Origin of the sequence: Burkholderia sp. LMU1-1-1.1, assembly GCF_040675865.1 — a bacterium.
Taxonomy (GTDB): Bacteria; Pseudomonadota; Gammaproteobacteria; order Burkholderiales; family Burkholderiaceae_D; genus Rugamonas.
On record NZ_JBEGHG010000001.1, the window covers coordinates 513,946 to 529,969 of the forward strand.

Sequence of the window (16,024 nt, forward strand, 5' to 3'; positions counted from 1 at the left end):
ATAAGGAACCATGTCATGCACGCCACACGCAAGCTCTGGACCTGGCTCGCCGTCATCTGCGTCCTCTCCTTCGCCGTCCTCGGCTGGGTCGGCGCGGAAATCTACCTGACCGCGCCGCCGATCCCCAAACAAGTCGTCAGCGCCGACGGCGATGTCCTGTTCGACGAAGGCCAGGTCGACCGCGGCCAGCAAGCCTGGCTGTCGGCTGGCGGCCAGCAGCTCGGCACCGTCTGGGGCCACGGCAGCTACGTCGCCCCCGACTGGTCGGCCGACTGGCTGCACCGCGAAGCGCTGGCCTTGCGCCAGATCTGGGCCCGGCGCGACCACGGCGGCGACTTCGACCGGCTCGACAAACCGCAACAGGCCGCGCTCAACGCCCGCCTGAAGGATGAAATGCGGCGCAACACCTACGACGCCGCGCGCGGCGCCATCGTGCTGTCGGCCGACCGCGCCGCCGCCGTGCGCAGCGTCGCCCGCCACTACACCGACCTGTTCGGCGACGCCCGCGAACTCGACGCCCTGCGCGAGCAATACGCGATGACCGCCAACTCGGTGCCCGACGCCGACGACCTGCGCGCGCTGCCGGCCTTCGTGTTCTGGTCGTCGTGGGCCGCCTCCACCGACCGTCCCGGCGAGACCGACCTCAGTTACACCAGCAACTGGCCGCACGAGCCGCTGATCGACAACCGTCCCGGCGCCGGCGCCGGCATGTGGTCGATCGCCAGCATCATCCTGATGATCGCCGCCATCGCCGGCATGGTGATGTACCACTCGACCGCCAAGGAGGAAGCCGATCCGGTGCCGCCCAAGGACGATCCGCTGTTCCACCTGAAGCCGACGCCGTCGATGCGGGCGACGAAGAAGTACTTCTTCGTCGTCATCGGCCTGATCCTCGCGCAGGTCGGCATGGGTGTCATCACCGCCCACTACGCGGTCGAGGGCAACAGCTTCTTCGGCTACCCGCTGGCCGAGATCCTGCCGTTCGTGGTCAGCCGCACCATCCACACCCAGTTCGCCGTGCTGTGGATCGCCACCGCCTGGCTGGCCACCGGCCTGTACATCGCGCCGGCCATCTCCGGCCACGAGCCGCGCTTCCAGAAGCTGGGCGTGAACGTGCTGTTCTACGCACTGCTGTTCATCGTCGTCGGCTCGACCGCCATGGGCTGGCTCGGTTCGCTGCACCACAAGGGCACCGGCTTCGCCTTCTGGCTCGGCAACCAGGGCCTCGAATTCACCAGCATGGGCCGCATCTGGCAAATCCTGCTGTTCGTCGGACTGCTGTTCTGGGTTCTGCTGCTGGGCCGCGCGCTGTGGCCTGCGCTGAAAAAGCCGTCGGAAAGCCGTGGCCTGATCGTCATGGTGTTCCTGGCCGCGCTGTGCATCGGCGGCTTCTACGCCACCTCGCTGACGTGGGGCCGCCACAGCCATTACTCGATGATCGAATACTGGCGCTGGTGGCTGGTGCACCTCTGGGTCGAGGGCTTCTTCGAAGTGTTCGCCACGGCCGTCATCGCGCTGCTGTTCACCCGCCTGGGCCTGATCCGCGCGGCCGCCGCCAACAGCGCCATCGTGCTCGAGACCATCGTCTTCCTGTTCGGCGGCATCCTCGGCACCCTGCACCACCTGTACTTCACCGGCACGCCGACCTTCGTCATCGCCATTGGCTCGATGTTTTCGGCGTTGGAAGTGGTGCCGCTGTCGCTGATCGGCGTCGAAGCCTGGCGCAACTACCAGCGCTCGAAGGCTGCGCCCTGGGTGCATAGCTACAAGTGGCCGATCCTGTGCTTCATCGCCGTCGGTTTCTGGAATACCATCGGCGCCGGCCTGCTGGGCTTCACCATCAATACGCCGATCGCGCTGTACTACATGCAAGGGCTGAACATGACGGCCGCCCACGGCCACGCCGCGCTGTTCGGCGTCTACGGCATGCTCGGCATCGGCCTGCTGCTGTTCTGCCTGCGCGGCATGAGCGACCGCCTGGCCTGGTCGGACCGGCTGCTGTCGCCGATGTTCTGGTGCCTGAACATCGGCCTGGCGATGATGGTGTTCATCTCGCTGGTACCGGCGGGTATCTACCAGGCATGGGCCAGCATCACCACCGGCATGTGGTTCGCCCGCTCGCCCGAGGTGGTCCATTCGAAGTTCATGGAAACGCTGGTGTGGATGCGGGTGCCCGGCGACGTCGTGTTCGCCGTCGGTACCTTGTTCCTGGCGCTGTTCGCCTGGCGCCTGCTGGCCGGCGCGCGGAAGGCCAAGATCAGCGTCGTCGTCGCCAACTGACGGCTTGCGATTTCCACAATCCACATCATGGATTCCCGCGTCCAGTCCACCTAGCATGAAGCTGCATCCTGTTCAAGGGATGCAGCCATTCAAACGCATAAGGTGAAATAAGATGAAGACGCAATTCAAACTCGCCACGGCCTGCCTGGCCACCGCCGGCGCCCTGCTGGCCATGGCCCCCGGCGCCGCCGTGCCTGCCCCGGTCGCCGAACCCGCCCTCCCCGTCATCACCCAGGAACTGCTGGCGCCGCCGCTGCTGCCACCGCGCATCACCCGCAAGAGCCCCGCGCGCGTGGTGGTCAACCTGACGGTGGAGGAAGTCGAACGCGAGATCGCGCCGGGCACCCGCTACACCTTCTGGACCTTCGGCGGCACCGTGCCGGGCAAGATGATCCGCGTGCGCGAAGGCGACACCGTCGAGCTGCACCTGCAGAACCTCGCGGACAACAAGCTGCCCCACAATATCGACCTGCACGCGGTCTCCGGCCCCGGAGGCGGCGCCGGCCAAACGCTGATCGCGCCCGGCAACGAGGCCAGCTTCACCTTCAAGGCGCTGGCGCCGGGCCTGTACGTGTACCACTGCGCCACCGCGCCGGTCGGCATGCACGTGGCCAACGGCATGTACGGCATGATCCTGGTCGAGCCGAAAGAAGGCATGACGCCGGTCGACCGCGAATACTACGTGATGCAGGGCGATTTCTACACCAACGGCATCTACCGCGCGCCCGGCCTGCAGAACTTCGACATGCAAAAGGCCATCGACGAGAAGCCGACATATATCCTGTTCAACGGCGCCGACGGCGCGCTGACCGGCGCCAACGCGCTGGCCGCCAAGGCCGACGAAAAGGTGCGCCTGTTCTTCGGCGTCGGCGGGCCGAACATCACGTCGAGCTTCCACGTCATCGGCGCCATCTTCGACCGCGTCTACACCGAGGGCGGCACTCATTTCCAGGAAAACGTGCAGACCACGATGGTGCCGGCCGGCGGCTCGACCATTGTTGAATTCGTGCCCCGCGTGCCCGGCAACCTGACCCTGGTCGACCATTCGCTCACACGCGCCTTCAACAAGGGCGCCATCGGCCTGATGGCGGTCAGTGGACCGGAGCGGCCTGCCATCTACGGCAAAGGCATCAAGACGCCGCTGACCGCCACTGTCGCCGGAACAAGCGCGCCATCGCCGGCGCCGGCCGTCGCAAAAAACGCAGGCAAGGCCGCCACCAGGACGGTCGCAAAGGCCGGCGCCCCCGCCGACGGCGGACACGCCCAGCAAGTGCGCGGCAAGGCCGTCTACGACAGCAGTTGCGCCGCCTGCCACCAGCCCGACGGCAAGGGCGTGGCCGGCGTGTTCCCGCCGCTGGCGGACTCGGACTTCTTCCAGCAACGGCCCTACGAGATGGCGCACATCGTGCTCAACGGGCGCAGCGGCGAGATGGTGGTCAACGGCGAGCACTACAACGGCGTGATGCCACCGCAGGACCTCAGCGACGAGGATATCGCCGCCGTGATCAACTATGTCAGCGTTGATCTGAACAAGGGCAAGGCGGTGCTCACGCCCGCCCAGGTGCGCGACATGCGCAAGAGCCGCTAGCCGTGCGTGCGCGCCTGCTGTCCGCGCTGGCGCCGGCCGTGGCGGCGCTGGCTGCCATCGCCGCGCCCCCGGGTGCCGCCGCCGAAGGTGGCGCCCAATACCTCGCCATCCAGGGCGGCACGCTGCGCAGCGTGCTGCCGGCCGACGGCGTCGCCGCCGACGCCACCGTCGCGCCCTATCTGCTGCGCAGCCGCCTGGTCACCAATGCCGAATTCGCTGCCTTTGTGACACGCCATCCAGCCTGGCGGCGCGACCGGGCGCCGGCGCTGTTCGCCGCCCCCACCTATCTCTCCGGCTGGGGCGCTGCCACCGATCCAGCGCCGCTGGCGGGCGACGCGCCGGTGGTCCGCGTCGGCTGGTATGCCGCCCAGGCCTATTGTGCCAGCGAGCGGGCCCGCCTGCCGCGCTGGTATGAATGGGAGCTGGCGGCGGCCGCCGACGCCACCCGCGCCGACGCGCGCGACGACGCCGCCTGGCTCGCCGGCATACTCAATTGGTACGCCGACGCCGGCAAGTCGGCGCCCGGCACGGTCGCCGGCGGCACGCCCAATTACTACGGCATCCACGACCTGCACGGCCTGGTGTGGGAATGGGTCGAAGATTACGGCGGCCTGTTCGTCAACGCCGACAGCCGCGCCAAAGGGGAACAGAAACTGCTCGACTACTGCGGCGGCGCAGCCGTCTCGCTGGCCGACCGCCGCAATTACGCCATCCTGATGCGCCTGGCGCTGCTGTCCGCCATGGACGGCATGCAGGACGGCGCCAACCTGGGCTTCCGCTGCGCGCGCGACGCCCCTCCATCCAATCACGAAAGCACACCATGAAACATCTAAACTCCCTGCGCCGCGCCATGCTGGCCTCCGCTGTATTGACCGCTCTCGCACTCTCGCCGATCAACGCCACGGTCGCCGCCACGGTGGCCATGCCGATGCCCGGAGCCTCGCTCCACCAACTCGACACCGTCCTCACCGACGGCGCGGGCAAGCACTTCACGCTGCGCGACATGGCCGGTGCGCCGGTGCTGGTGACGATGTTCTACGGCGACTGCCACGCCGCCTGCCCGGTCATCATAGAGAACCTCAAACGCACCGTGGCCGCGCTGGGCACGGATGCCGGGCCGCTGCGTGTCCTCCTCATCAGCCTGGATCCGGAACACGACACTCCGGATTCGCTGGCTATGCTCGCCCGCAAGAACAGACTGGACCCGGCGCGCTTCCGGCTGGCCGTCGCCCGAGACGACAGCGCCACGCGCACGCTGGCGGCCACGCTCAACATCAAGTTCCGCCGCCTGGACAACGGCGAGATCAACCACACCACACGCGTGGCCCTGCTCGACGCGGCAGGGAGCACGCGCGCCACCAGCTCGCGGCTCGACGTGACACCCGACACCACGTTCGTCGGGCAGATCGCCGCGCTGCTGAAATCGACAAAAACGGGGTCAGATCAAGGAATCGCAAAGTAGCGGGAAATTCCATTGACGACCACCACATACGGTATCTATGCTAACCGAACCAACTACATATAGTATCAAGGAGAGAGTGTGGAAGAGGAATTCACAAGCACGACGGTCGCCAAACGCGACGGCGGCGCCCAGCCGTTCAGGCGCGAGAAAATCGAGGCCGCGCTGCTGCTGGCCGGCCGCGCCAGCGGCGAGTTCGACCTGCGCGAAGCGCGCCAGCTGACCGATTGCGCGCTGCTGCACCTGGCCTCCGCGCGCACGCCCGACGCGCTCACGGTCGAACAGATACAGGACACCGTCGAAGACGTGTTGTACGACGCCGGCTACCGCCAGACCTTGCGCCGCTACGTGGTGTACCGCGAGCAGCACGCCACCCTGCGCCAGGACCGGCAGTCGCTGGTCGACGTCGAAACGTCGATCAACGAATACCTGGACCGCCAGGACTGGCGGGTCAACGCCAACGCCAACCAGGGCTACTCGCTCGGGGGCCTGATCCTGAACGTGTCGGGCAAGGTGATCGCCAACTACTGGCTCAACCACGTCTACCCGCCCGAGGTGGGCCAGGCCCACCGCCAGGCCGACCTGCATATCCACGATCTGGATATGCTGGCCGGTTACTGCGCCGGCTGGTCGCTGCGCACGCTACTCAACGAAGGACTGAACGGCGTGCCGGGCAAGGTCGAATCGAGCCCGCCACGCCACATGTCGAGCGCCATCGGACAGATCGTCAACTTCCTCGGCACCTTGCAGAACGAATGGGCGGGGGCGCAGGCCTTCAGCTCCTTCGACACCTACATGGCGCCGTATGTGCGCAAGGACAGCCTGGGCTACGCCGACGTCAAGCAGTACATGCAGGAGCTGATCTACAACCTCAACGTGCCGTCGCGCTGGGGCACGCAGACGCCGTTCACCAACCTGACCTTCGACTGGGTCTGTCCCGAGGATTTGCGCGAACAGATCCCGCACATCGCCGGCGAAGCGATGCCGTTCGCATACGGCGACCTGCAGCAAGAGATGGACATGATCAACCGCGCCTACATCGAGATCATGATGACCGGCGACGCCAGGGGACGCGCGTTCACCTTCCCCATCCCGACCTACAACATCACCGAGGACTTCGCGTGGGACAGTCCCAACGCCGAGCTGCTGTTCGAGATGACGGCGCGCTACGGCCTGCCCTACTTCCAGAACTTCATCAACTCGGAACTGAAGCCGAACATGATACGGTCGATGTGCTGCCGCCTGCAGCTGGACCTGCGCGAACTGCTCAAGCGCGGCAACGGCTTGTTCGGCTCTGCCGAGCAGACCGGATCGCTCGGCGTGGTGACGATCAACTGCGCGCGCCTGGGCTACCTGCATCGGGGCGACGAGACGGCGCTGCTGGAGGCACTGGACCGGCTGCTGGAACTGGGACGCGACAGCCTGGAGATCAAGCGCAAGGTGATCCAGCGGCACATGGACAACGGCCTGTTCCCGTACACCAAGCGCTATCTGGGCACGCTGCGCAACCACTTCTCGACCCTGGGCGTGAACGGCGTGAACGAGATGATCCGCAACTTCGATCCCGACGGACGGCACGACATCACCACGCCGTGGGGCCGCGCCTTCGCGCTGCGGCTGCTCGACCATGTGCGCGCGCGCATGATCGAGTTCCAGGAGCAGACTGGCCATATGTACAACCTGGAGGCGACGCCGGCCGAAGGCACGACCTACCGCTTCGCCAAGGAGGACCGCAAACGCTATCCGGACATCCGCCAGGCCGGCACGGAGCAGATGCCTTACTACACCAACTCGTCGCAGCTGCCGGTGGGTTATACCGACGATCCATTCGAGGCGCTGGAGCAGCAGGACGAGCTGCAGCGCAAATACACCGGCGGCACGGTGCTGCATCTGTATATGACGGAGGCGCTGTCGAGCGCGGATGCCTGCCGCACGCTGGTGCGGCGCGCGCTGGGGCGTTTCGGGCTGCCGTATATCACGGTCACGCCGACGTTCTCGATCTGCCCCAAGCACGGCTACCTGAACGGCAGCCACAAGTTTTGTCCGAAGTGCGACGCCGATTTGTTGGCGCGAAAGCAGCTCAGCCGCTGTGCCACGTAGGGCGGATTAGCGAAGCGTAATCGGCCAATGCGTGCGCCCGCGGCGGCTCATCGATGGCCGATTACGGCGTTCCGCCTAATCCGCCCTACGTGTCTCCCCGTTTTCTCAACCGTCAGAAAGGAATTATTATGAATGATGCAGTCGTCCCGACAGCTCCAGAACTAACCGACGCCGAGCGCCAGCCCTGCGAAATCTGGACCCGCGTGATGGGCTACCACCGCCCGGTCTCCTCCTTCAACACCGGCAAGCAAGGCGAGTTCCACGAACGCACCTACTTCCGCGAAGCGGCCGTCAAGGCGCCCTGACATGGACGGCAGACCGCTCAAGGTGGGCGGCTACACGCCGTTCAGCACCACCGATTATCCCGGCCAGCTGTCGGCGGTGGTGTTCGTGCAGGGCTGCCCGTGGCGCTGCGGTTATTGCCATAACCCGCACCTGCAGGAGCGCACCCGCGACAGTCCGCTGTCGTGGAGCGCGCTGCTAGCGGGGCTGGAACGGCGCGTCGGCCTGCTCGACGCGGTGGTGTTCTGCGGCGGCGAGGCCACGATGGACCCGGCGCTGGGCGGGGCCATCGAGCAGGTGCGCACGCTGGGCTTCAAGGTCGGCCTGGAGACCGCTTGCATCTATCCGGACAGGTTGAGGAAGTTGCTGCCGGCACTGGATTGGGTAGGATTCGACGTCAAGGCGCCGTTCGGCCGCTATGTCGATATCACCGGCGTCGCCGGTAGCGGCGAGCCGGCGCGCGAGAGCGTCGAAGCGATCCTCGCCAGCGGCGTCGACTACGAGTGCCGCACCACGGTGCACCCGGCCCAACTACCACCAGCGGTGCTGGTGGAACTGGCCACAACGCTCGCCGACATGGGTGTCACCAACTACGTGCTGCAAGAGTTCCGCGCCACCGGCTGCGACAACGAAGCGCTGGTGAGCGACGCCATCGCCGGCTATCCCGGCGAGGACACGCTGGCGAAAATCGCGCCGATGTTCCCGCGCTTCGCGATACGCCGCAGCCACTGATGCCCGCCAGCACTAGCTTTCTTCTAAAATCACGTAGGGCGGATTAGCGAAGCGTAATCCGCCATGCATGCGCCGTTGGCGGCTTATAAATGGCGGATTACGGCGTTCCGCCTAATCCGCCCTACGAAATGCGACATACGAAAATCACGAACATCAAACCGTCTTCGCCCGCACCCCAGGCAGCGACCTCACCAACCGCACCAACGCCTGCCTGCCCAACTCCGTCACCGGCACATCGACCGCGTCCAGCGTATTCTTCACCAGCAGCCCAAGCTCCGTATCCCCCTCCATCGACAACCGCCGCGAGAAGAACAGCGTATCCGGGTCCTGTTCGCGCCGCGCCAGCGCGACAAAATCCCGCGCACACGCCCCGATCTCCAGATCCGGCACAGGCCCCGCCCGCAAAGCCGCGAACCCCGTGTCCCGCCAGGTAAAATCAAACCCGACACCCGCATCCCTGACATGCAACCGCAAGTGCTTGCCGCGCAAACTGGCGCGCACGTCGCCGGGCAAATACGGGCGCAGCACCAGGTTAAGCGCCGCCACGCACAGCAGCGATCCGGGCCAGGCCGGCAAACGCCGCCCCAACGCGCCCAGCACGGGCGGCAGGGACGACGGCGCCTGCCCGCCGCCGGCAATATGTGAAGTGCCCGGCGTCATACCGCAGCCTCCGTCAAATGCTCAAGCCCGGGTTTCCCGTACCAATAACCGTTACAAGCCGGCGCCGGCAACAGCGGCGCCATCATGCGCGCGCTGGCCGCCGCCGGCGCCGTGCCACGCCGCACGGCGTCGAACGCGCCGATGATCTTGTCCATGTGCTGAGACTGCGGACTAAGCCGCACCACATCGACGTCCAGCCCACGCAACTGCTCCAACTCGCCCAGCAGGTTGTAGACCAGCGCCGACTGGCTCTGGATGCCATTGAGCACCAGGAAATCCTGCTTCTCGCGGGTGCGCATGACCAGGCCGTCCGGATGCTCGATGCAGCTGAAGCGGCAGTCGTCCTTGGGCAGATTGCGGTTGCGCGCCGTAAAGCAGCGCGCCGAGAACGCCAGCGGCATGCGGCCGAAGCCGAACACCTCGGTCTCGATGCCGGGCGGGCGTTCCCGCTGCATGTGCCGCAAACCGTCGCGGCCCATTTCCAGCGGCATGACCCAGCGCCGCGCACCCAGCCCGGCCAGCAGCGACAACGTCGGCGGATTGTAGATGTTCAGGTGCGGCCCGGCGACGAACGGCGCCTGCCCGGACAGCAGCTGCACCGCACCCATGTCGCTGGCCTCGACGGTAAAGTGGCCGTTGGCCGTCAGCCGGCGCAGCGCCGTGACGTCAGCGCTCGACTCGATCAGCGCCAGGGTCGACATCACCACTTCCTTGCCTTCGGCCTCCAGCATCGCGCCCAGCGCCAGCCAGTCGGCGGCGCGCAGTTCGTGGCGGCGCGAGCAGACCGTCTCGCCCAGGTACACGATGTCCACCGGCGAGGCCGCGACCTCTTCGTAAAACGCCATCACCTTCTCGCGCGGCCAGTAGTACAGCAGCGGTCCCAGGGCCAGTTTGAGCATAGTTTCTCCGTTGTTCATGTCGTCATTTCCAGGCGCGGTGATACGCGCCCAAGGTGTGCTGCTGGCCCTCGGCCAGCGTGTTCAGTTCGGCCATCCAGCCCGGCTTGACGGCGTAGCGCGCGGCGTTGTGCAGGCACTGGTCGAGCGCCTCGCGCCACACGCGCGTGACCTGCGCCACGTAAGCTGGGCTGCGCTGCCGGCCTTCGATCTTGACCGCGCGCACGCCCATCGCCAGCAGTTGCGGCAGCAGTTCCAGGGTGTTCAGGCTGGTCGGTTCCTCGACCGCGTAATAGGTCTCATCGTTGACCTCGAAGCGGCCCTTGCACAAGGTGGGATAGCTGGCGTTCTCCTGCGGCGTGTAGCGGTCGATCAGCACGCCGTTCAGGCGCGATTCCAGGCCGCGCGGGTTTTGCTGCCAGCGCACCGCCTTGGCCGGCGAGCAGACGCCGTGGGTGTTGGGCGACTCGCCGGTCACATATGACGACAGCGCGCAGCGGCCCTCGACCATCACGCACAGGCTGCCGAAGCCGAACACCTCGATCTCGACGTCGGTGTGGTTGACAACATGCTCGACCTGCGCCAGCGACAGCACGCGCGGCAGCACCGCGCGGGCGATGCCGAACTGGCGGTGGTAGAAATTGATCGCCTCGGCGTTGGTGGCCGAGCCCTGCACCGACAGGTGCAGGCGCAGCGCGGGATAGTGGTCGGCGGCGTAGCGCATCAGGCCGGGGTCGGCGAGGATGACGGCGTCGATGCCGGCGGCGGCCGCGCGGTCGATGGCGCCGCGCCAAAGCGCGCTCGTCTCCGGCTGCGGATAGGTGTTCAGTGCCAGCAACACCTTGCGGCCGCGCGCGTGCGCGTAGGCGATGCCCTGGGCGATGGCGGCGTCGTCGAAATTGAGGCCGGCGAAGTTGCGCGCATTGGTGGCGTCACGAAAGCCGAGATAGACGCAATCGGCGCCCAGGTCGACGGCGGCCTTGAGCGCCGGCAGGCTGCCGGCCGGGCACACCAGCTCGATCGGCGGCGCGGCGGAAACGGGGGATTCAGCATGGATCATAAGAAGGGATAAGGCGAAAAAGTCGATGCCGGATGGCGGACGAACTGTATCGCGCCGTCAAGCCCGGAATCCTTGATGTGCATCAAAGAAATTGTGCTTGGGCGGATGGGACAATGCCGTCCAGCACATAACCGAGGACGACAAGATGCACAACGCACACGGCGGCAGCGTACGCCAGCTCGATGTCGGCGGACTGGAACCGCCGCAACCAATGCAGCACATCCTCGAAGCATTGGACACGCTCGGCCCCGACGAGCGGCTGCGCGTGCTGATCGACCGCGATCCGATCCCGCTGTACCAGGTGCTGCGCCGCTACGGCTTCGCGCACCGCACCACGCCGCTCGAGACGCGCTACGAAGTGCTGATATGGCAGGTGCCCGATGGCGGTGACGCGTGAAGGCTGCCGCCGCACCGCGCCGCGCGCTCTCGTTCGACAACAACCCTTCGCTGTCGCTGCCGCTGCGCTACTTTCTCACCGCCCCGCTTTTCGCCGCGCTGGCCGCCGGCCTGCTGATGTGGCAGGGCGAAGCCGCGCTGCTGACGCGCTGGTCGCCGCTGACTTTGGCGCTGACGCATTTGATGGTGCTCGGTTGCCTGAGCATGACGATGATCGGCGCGTTGCTGCAAATGTTGCCGGTGGTGGCCGGCATCACCGTTCCCCACGTGGGCCGGGTCGGCACGGCGGTGCACGTCGGTTTGAGCGCCGGCACGCTGCTGCTCGCCTACGCCTTCTGGTCCGGGCTGCCGGCGCTGTTCGCGCTGGCGATGGCGGCGCTGCTGGCGTCGTTGCTGCTGTTCCTGGGCGCCTGCACGGTTGGCATGTGGCGCCCGCACGCCAGCGGTTCCGGCGCGGTGGTGGCCGGCATCCGGCTGGCGCTGACGGCGCTGGTGCTGACTGCCACGCTGGGCGGCATGCTGGCCGGCGCCTTCGCCTGGCCGAAGGCTGCGCAGTTGCCGCTGATCCCTATGACGGACCTGCACGCGATGTGGGGCCTGCTCGGCTGGGTGGGACTGCTGGTGATCGCTGTTGCCTTCCAGGTTGTGCCGATGTTTATGCTGACCGAGCCCTACCCTTCGTTCTTGACCGGTTCCTACACCACGTGGCTGTTCCTGCTGCTGGCGGGGGCCTCGCTGTCGAGCGGGCTGCCCGGCGCCGGGCTGCTGTTCCACCAGTTGTGCCTGATCTTGCTGGCGGCGGGGTACGCGTTGTTCGCCGGCACCACGCTGTACATGCTGGCGCGCCGCAAGCGGCCACAGGGCGATCCGACCACGCTGTACTGGCGCGTGGCCATGGCCAGCCTGGCGACCGCACTGGGTTTGTGGCTGTGGCCACGGGATGAAGTATCGAACGCCACGCCTTTGGCGCTGGGCGTGCTGCTGATCGCCGGCTTCGCGCTGTCGGCGATCAACGGCATGCTGTACAAGATCGTCCCGTTCCTCGCCTGGTACCACTTGCAGGAGGAGATGGCCGTCAGCGGCCGCAAGCTGCCGGCGGTGCACAAGATCATTCCCGAGCGGCGCGCCAGGTGGCAATTGGCCGGGCACGTAAGCGCACTGCTGCTGTTGCTGGGCGCCTGCTACCAGCCATTGCTGGCGCGGCCGGCGGCGGCGTTGATGTGCCTGGCATGCATCGGGCTGTGGCTCAACCTGTGCATGGCGGCGCGGCTGCGGCAGCGGATGCAGAGCGCCGCCTAGTCCTTTTTGCCGATGGCGCGGCAACGCCGGGCGAAGCGACAATGGCAACCACGACACGGGAATCCAGAAATACCGAGGAACATGTAGGGCGGATTAGGCGGAACGCCGTAATCGGCCATCGATGAGCCGCCGACGGCGCATGCATGGCCGATTACGCTACGCTAATCCACCCTACGTGTTTCAGGAGAATTCAAGCGAACGCAACAGAAGGAAAATTATGGAACAACTGGCACAAGACATCTACGACGGCCCCACGCTAAGCACGACCATCAGCCGCGAAGGCAACCGTATCCACCGGCTGATCGACGACACCATCTACCCGCTGCGCGCCAGCGCGGTGGTGGTGCGCCGCGATCCGATGGTCGCGGCGCTGTTCGGCGCGGTCAAAAAGACCGCGCCGGCGGACTGACTTACTTCTGCAACTTGTAGCGCTGCTCGCGATACAGGATCGACGGCAGCACCACGTGCGACATGGCCTTGTCCACCAGTTGCGGATCGGCCGGTGCCGAACTCGTGGTCAAGGTCTTGGTGGCGGCGTCGTACTTGCCCAGCAACGGCTCCTGGCCCGGACGCAAAATGGTGGCCGACGACCCCTCCAGCCAGGCGAAGTAGTTATCGAACTGGATCAGCGCCCTGCCCGGGGTTTCGCTGTCGCGCGCGAAGTCGCGGCCGATCATCGGGTGCTCGCTCGACACGCCCATCAGCGACAGCATCGTCGGCGCCAGATCGATCTGGCTGGCGATGGTCTTGATGACCTTGGGCTGGATGTCGGCGCCCATGATCAGACCGGGGATGTGGAATTTATTGATCGGCACCAGGCTGTCGCCGTAGACCCGGTTGTCGTGGTCGGCGACAATCAGGAACACGGTGTCCTTCCAATACGCTTCCTTCTTCGCTTGCGCGATGAAGCGCCCCAACGCGTAGTCGGCGTACTTGACGGCGTTGTTCACGGTTTGCTTCTCGGCGTCGTGCAGCTCGATGCGCCCGTCCGGGAACTGGAACGGCTCGTGGTTGGACGAGGTGAAGATCAGGCTGAAGAACGGCTTGTTGGCCGCGTGCAGCGTCTTCAGCCGCTCTAGCGATTTGTCGAACAAGTCCTCGTCGGAGGCGCCCCAACTGCCCTCGAACACCGGCTTCATGTCGCGGCGATCGACCACCTTCTGGAAGCCGTTGCCGGTGAAGAAGCCGCGCATATTGTCGAAGTGCGCTTCGCCGCCGTAGACGAATTCGGTGTGGTAGCCCTTCTGGCCCAGGCCCAGCGCCAGCGTGTAGAAGTTCTGCTGGGCCAGCGACAGCTTGACCACGCTGCGCGCCGGGGTCGGACCGTAACCGGCGACGACCGCCTCGATGCCGCGCACCGAACGCGTGCCGGTGGCGTACAGCTGCTCGAACCACCAGCCTTCCTTCTTCAATTTTTCCAGCTCGGGCGTGACCGGCACGCCACCGAGCGACTCGACGAAGGTGGCGCCCAGGCTCTCCTCGAGCACGATGACCAGGTTGAGCGGGCGCTCGCGCTGGGCGGTGGCGACCTGCTTGTGCAAGGTCGGGAACTCGGTGGAGGTGAACTGCGCATCCTTGAGCCACGGCGCGCTCTTGACGACCTGGAAGACCTTGTCGCGCGGGTACTTGCCGTAGATCTCGGACGAATTGGCTTCCTTGCTCATCGAGTTGAGCGCGTCGAACACCGACCATGGCGAGTTGATGATGAGCGAGTTGACCATCGAATCGCCGGTCAGCGCGAACAATGCCGGGTTGGCAGGACGGTGCGCGGTGGTCGAGCGCACTTGCACGAACACCAGCGCCACCAGCAGCGGCCACACCAGCAGCAACTTCAACGGACGCCAGGTGGTCATGTTGGCCGAGGCGGCCTTGAGCAGCCGGTAAAGTCCCACGCCCAGCAGGATCGTGCAGGCCACGCCCAGCACCAGCGCGATGCGGAAGCCGTTCCACAGGGTGGCGATGACCTCCTGCGGATAGGACAGGTATTCGATGAACAGACGGTTCGGCCGCACGTCGAACTGCATGATGAACTGCGGCGTGGACACTTCCATGAACACGATGAAGATCAGCGCGAACGTGGCCCAGCCGACCGACAACAGGCGCCACAGGCGCTGCGTGCGCTGGTGCGCCAGCAGCGGTGCCAGCACCAGCGGGATGGCGAGGAAGTAGCCGAGCAAGATCAGGTCCGCACGCACGCCCTGCACGAAGATCCGCAGCGGAATGCCGGTGGGGGCCACCCTGCTCCACTGCCAGGCGACCAGGCCGGCGCGCGACAGCGACAGGATGAGCAGCCCGAGCAGCAGTAATTGCAGCAGGCTGGAGAACGGACCGGCCCAGGCGGTCAGCCTTTCGAGTTGCGCCGCGCAGCGGTTCAACAGGCTATTCGAACGTGGTGTCATGACGGTTCCTGTCCGGCGCGTCAGTCGGCGCTGGCGCCGGCGGTGATCGGATGCGAAGCCATGTACTGCGGAGCGCCGGCGCCGGCGCTCATCAGCCAGGCGGTGAACAGCAGGAACACCACCAGCATGGCGAACAGGGTCGACACGCGGCGGCTGTCGGCCGGCTGCTCGAACACCGGACGCTTGCCGTAGCCGACGCCAATGAAATAGGCGCCGAACACGGTGGTCATGTAGTGGACGGCGCCGAACATCTCGCCCAGCTCGCCCTTGCGCGGATGGTCGATGAGCAGATGCGACAGCGCCACCAACGCGATGTAGATCACCGACGCCGACAGCGGCGGCAGGTACAGCCCGAAGCGCTCGACGAAGTCGCGCACGGCCGGACGCTTGCGCGCCAGCAGCGGCAAGATGATGTTATGGGTCAGGCCGACGATGGCGATCACCTTCAGCAGCACGGTCTTGTGCAGGCTGGCGTTGCCGACGGCGAGGTTGTGCAGGTTGGTCTCGGCCTGGCGGTTATGCGACAGGAAGTATTCGGGCGAGGCGATGTGCAGGATGCGCTGGAACCAGCTGATCTCCTCCAGCGCGGCGAGCGCCACCAGCGCCGTCAGGCCGGCGAAGGCAAGCAGCTGCAGGTTGATCTTCGGCGTGCGCTGCCATTGTTCGACGGCCAGGAAGCCGAGCATGCCGGCGGTGACGGTGAAGCACAGGAACTGCATCCATTCGACGATGCCGTCTTCCACCACCAGGCGCCAGATCGCGGTCTGGTCGCCCTTCCACAGGATCGCCAATGCCATCACGAAGATGTTGATGAGGACCCCGACCGCGATCACCGGATGAACATACCACTTGTTCTTTACCATGCACTACTCC

15 protein-coding genes are annotated in these 16,024 nt (G+C 66.1%); 10 read left to right on the plus strand and 5 right to left on the minus strand.

Annotation, left to right across the window (positions count from 1 at the left end):
• The first annotated feature begins 15 nt into the window (after positions 1 to 15).
• From MRBLMU1_RS02050 to MRBLMU1_RS02080, 7 genes are all read left to right on the plus strand, one after another.
• Entirely contained in the window at positions 16 to 2,280 is a 2,265-nt protein-coding gene (locus MRBLMU1_RS02050; protein ID WP_363496244.1) for a nitric-oxide reductase large subunit, read from the plus strand.
• A gap of 112 nt (positions 2,281 to 2,392) precedes the next feature.
• A complete protein-coding gene (gene nirK / locus MRBLMU1_RS02055) occupies positions 2,393 to 3,868 on the plus strand; it encodes a copper-containing nitrite reductase (RefSeq protein ID WP_363496247.1) in 1,476 nt (491 codons plus the stop codon).
• Between the two features lie 2 nt (positions 3,869 to 3,870).
• On the plus strand, positions 3,871 to 4,692 hold the full coding sequence (locus MRBLMU1_RS02060) for a formylglycine-generating enzyme family protein (protein WP_363496250.1): 822 nt from the start codon (positions 3,871 to 3,873) through the stop codon (positions 4,690 to 4,692).
• Entirely contained in the window at positions 4,689 to 5,330 is a 642-nt protein-coding gene (locus MRBLMU1_RS02065; protein ID WP_363496252.1) for an SCO family protein, read from the plus strand. Before MRBLMU1_RS02060 ends, MRBLMU1_RS02065 begins: the two co-directional genes overlap by 4 nt.
• Positions 5,331 to 5,408: 78 nt before the next feature.
• The gene (locus MRBLMU1_RS02070) at positions 5,409 to 7,427 is read left to right on the plus strand and encodes a ribonucleoside triphosphate reductase (RefSeq protein WP_363496255.1); all 2,019 of its coding nucleotides are present in this window, start codon (positions 5,409 to 5,411) and stop codon (positions 7,425 to 7,427) included.
• 128 nt (positions 7,428 to 7,555) lie between these two features.
• Positions 7,556 to 7,732: an anaerobic ribonucleoside-triphosphate reductase gene (gene nrdD / locus MRBLMU1_RS02075; protein ID WP_363496258.1), complete on the plus strand. Its 177-nt coding sequence runs from the start codon at positions 7,556 to 7,558 to the stop codon at positions 7,730 to 7,732.
• 1 nt (position 7,733) lies between these two features.
• The gene (locus MRBLMU1_RS02080) at positions 7,734 to 8,441 is read left to right on the plus strand and encodes an anaerobic ribonucleoside-triphosphate reductase activating protein (RefSeq protein WP_363496261.1); all 708 of its coding nucleotides are present in this window, start codon (positions 7,734 to 7,736) and stop codon (positions 8,439 to 8,441) included.
• A gap of 153 nt (positions 8,442 to 8,594) precedes the next feature.
• Here MRBLMU1_RS02080 and ubiT read toward each other — a convergent pair whose 3' ends face one another.
• From ubiT to ubiU, 3 genes are read right to left on the minus strand one after another with little or no spacing between them, the layout of a single operon-like run.
• Positions 8,595 to 9,101: a ubiquinone anaerobic biosynthesis accessory factor UbiT gene (gene ubiT / locus MRBLMU1_RS02085; RefSeq protein WP_363496264.1), complete on the minus strand. Its 507-nt coding sequence runs from the start codon at positions 9,099 to 9,101 to the stop codon at positions 8,595 to 8,597.
• Complete coding sequence (locus MRBLMU1_RS02090) at positions 9,098 to 10,000, minus strand: U32 family peptidase (protein WP_363496267.1); 903 nt, start codon at positions 9,998 to 10,000, stop codon at positions 9,098 to 9,100. Before MRBLMU1_RS02090 ends, ubiT begins: the two co-directional genes overlap by 4 nt.
• A gap of 22 nt (positions 10,001 to 10,022) precedes the next feature.
• Positions 10,023 to 11,057, minus strand: coding sequence for a ubiquinone anaerobic biosynthesis protein UbiU (gene ubiU, locus MRBLMU1_RS02095; protein ID WP_363496270.1), 1,035 nt, complete (start codon positions 11,055 to 11,057; stop codon positions 10,023 to 10,025).
• A gap of 145 nt (positions 11,058 to 11,202) precedes the next feature.
• Here ubiU and MRBLMU1_RS02100 point away from each other — a divergent pair, with 145 nt between their 5' ends.
• The 3 genes from MRBLMU1_RS02100 (at position 11,203) to MRBLMU1_RS02110 (ending at position 13,161) form a co-directional block, all read left to right on the plus strand.
• Positions 11,203 to 11,454, plus strand: a complete 252-nt coding sequence (locus MRBLMU1_RS02100; protein ID WP_363496273.1) for a DUF2249 domain-containing protein — start codon at positions 11,203 to 11,205, stop codon at positions 11,452 to 11,454.
• Complete coding sequence (locus tag MRBLMU1_RS02105; RefSeq protein ID WP_363496276.1) at positions 11,451 to 12,752, plus strand: permease; 1,302 nt, start codon at positions 11,451 to 11,453, stop codon at positions 12,750 to 12,752. Before MRBLMU1_RS02100 ends, MRBLMU1_RS02105 begins: the two co-directional genes overlap by 4 nt.
• Before the next feature lie 217 nt (positions 12,753 to 12,969).
• A complete protein-coding gene (locus MRBLMU1_RS02110) occupies positions 12,970 to 13,161 on the plus strand; it encodes a hypothetical protein (protein WP_363496279.1) in 192 nt (63 codons plus the stop codon).
• A gap of 1 nt (position 13,162) precedes the next feature.
• Here the strand turns inward: MRBLMU1_RS02110 and MRBLMU1_RS02115 are convergent, their stop codons facing one another.
• Both MRBLMU1_RS02115 and MRBLMU1_RS02120 read right to left on the minus strand, forming a co-directional pair.
• A complete protein-coding gene (locus MRBLMU1_RS02115) occupies positions 13,163 to 15,151 on the minus strand; it encodes an LTA synthase family protein (protein WP_363496282.1) in 1,989 nt (662 codons plus the stop codon).
• Between the two features lie 20 nt (positions 15,152 to 15,171).
• The gene (locus MRBLMU1_RS02120; protein WP_363496285.1) at positions 15,172 to 16,014 is read right to left on the minus strand and encodes a hypothetical protein; all 843 of its coding nucleotides are present in this window, start codon (positions 16,012 to 16,014) and stop codon (positions 15,172 to 15,174) included.
• Positions 16,015 to 16,024 lie beyond the last annotated feature (10 nt).

Excerpts from the sequence above, each read along its gene's own strand:
- ubiT (WP_363496264.1), bottom strand. The coding sequence starts at position 9,101 with ATGACGCCGGGCACTTCACATATTGCCGGCGGCGGGCAGGCGCCGTCG.
- MRBLMU1_RS02080 (WP_363496261.1), top strand. The coding sequence starts at position 7,734 with ATGGACGGCAGACCGCTCAAGGTGGGCGGCTACACGCCGTTCAGCACC.
- MRBLMU1_RS02065 (WP_363496252.1), top strand. The coding sequence starts at position 4,689 with ATGAAACATCTAAACTCCCTGCGCCGCGCCATGCTGGCCTCCGCTGTA.
- MRBLMU1_RS02110 (WP_363496279.1), top strand. The coding sequence starts at position 12,970 with ATGGAACAACTGGCACAAGACATCTACGACGGCCCCACGCTAAGCACG.
- MRBLMU1_RS02090 (WP_363496267.1), bottom strand. The coding sequence starts at position 10,000 with ATGCTCAAACTGGCCCTGGGACCGCTGCTGTACTACTGGCCGCGCGAG.
- nrdD (WP_363496258.1), top strand. The coding sequence starts at position 7,556 with ATGAATGATGCAGTCGTCCCGACAGCTCCAGAACTAACCGACGCCGAG.
- MRBLMU1_RS02050 (WP_363496244.1), top strand. The coding sequence starts at position 16 with ATGCACGCCACACGCAAGCTCTGGACCTGGCTCGCCGTCATCTGCGTC.
- MRBLMU1_RS02115 (WP_363496282.1), bottom strand. The coding sequence starts at position 15,151 with ATGACACCACGTTCGAATAGCCTGTTGAACCGCTGCGCGGCGCAACTC.
- ubiU (WP_363496270.1), bottom strand. The coding sequence starts at position 11,057 with ATGATCCATGCTGAATCCCCCGTTTCCGCCGCGCCGCCGATCGAGCTG.
- MRBLMU1_RS02120 (WP_363496285.1), bottom strand. The coding sequence starts at position 16,014 with ATGGTAAAGAACAAGTGGTATGTTCATCCGGTGATCGCGGTCGGGGTC.
- nirK (WP_363496247.1), top strand. The coding sequence starts at position 2,393 with ATGAAGACGCAATTCAAACTCGCCACGGCCTGCCTGGCCACCGCCGGC.
- MRBLMU1_RS02100 (WP_363496273.1), top strand. The coding sequence starts at position 11,203 with ATGCACAACGCACACGGCGGCAGCGTACGCCAGCTCGATGTCGGCGGA.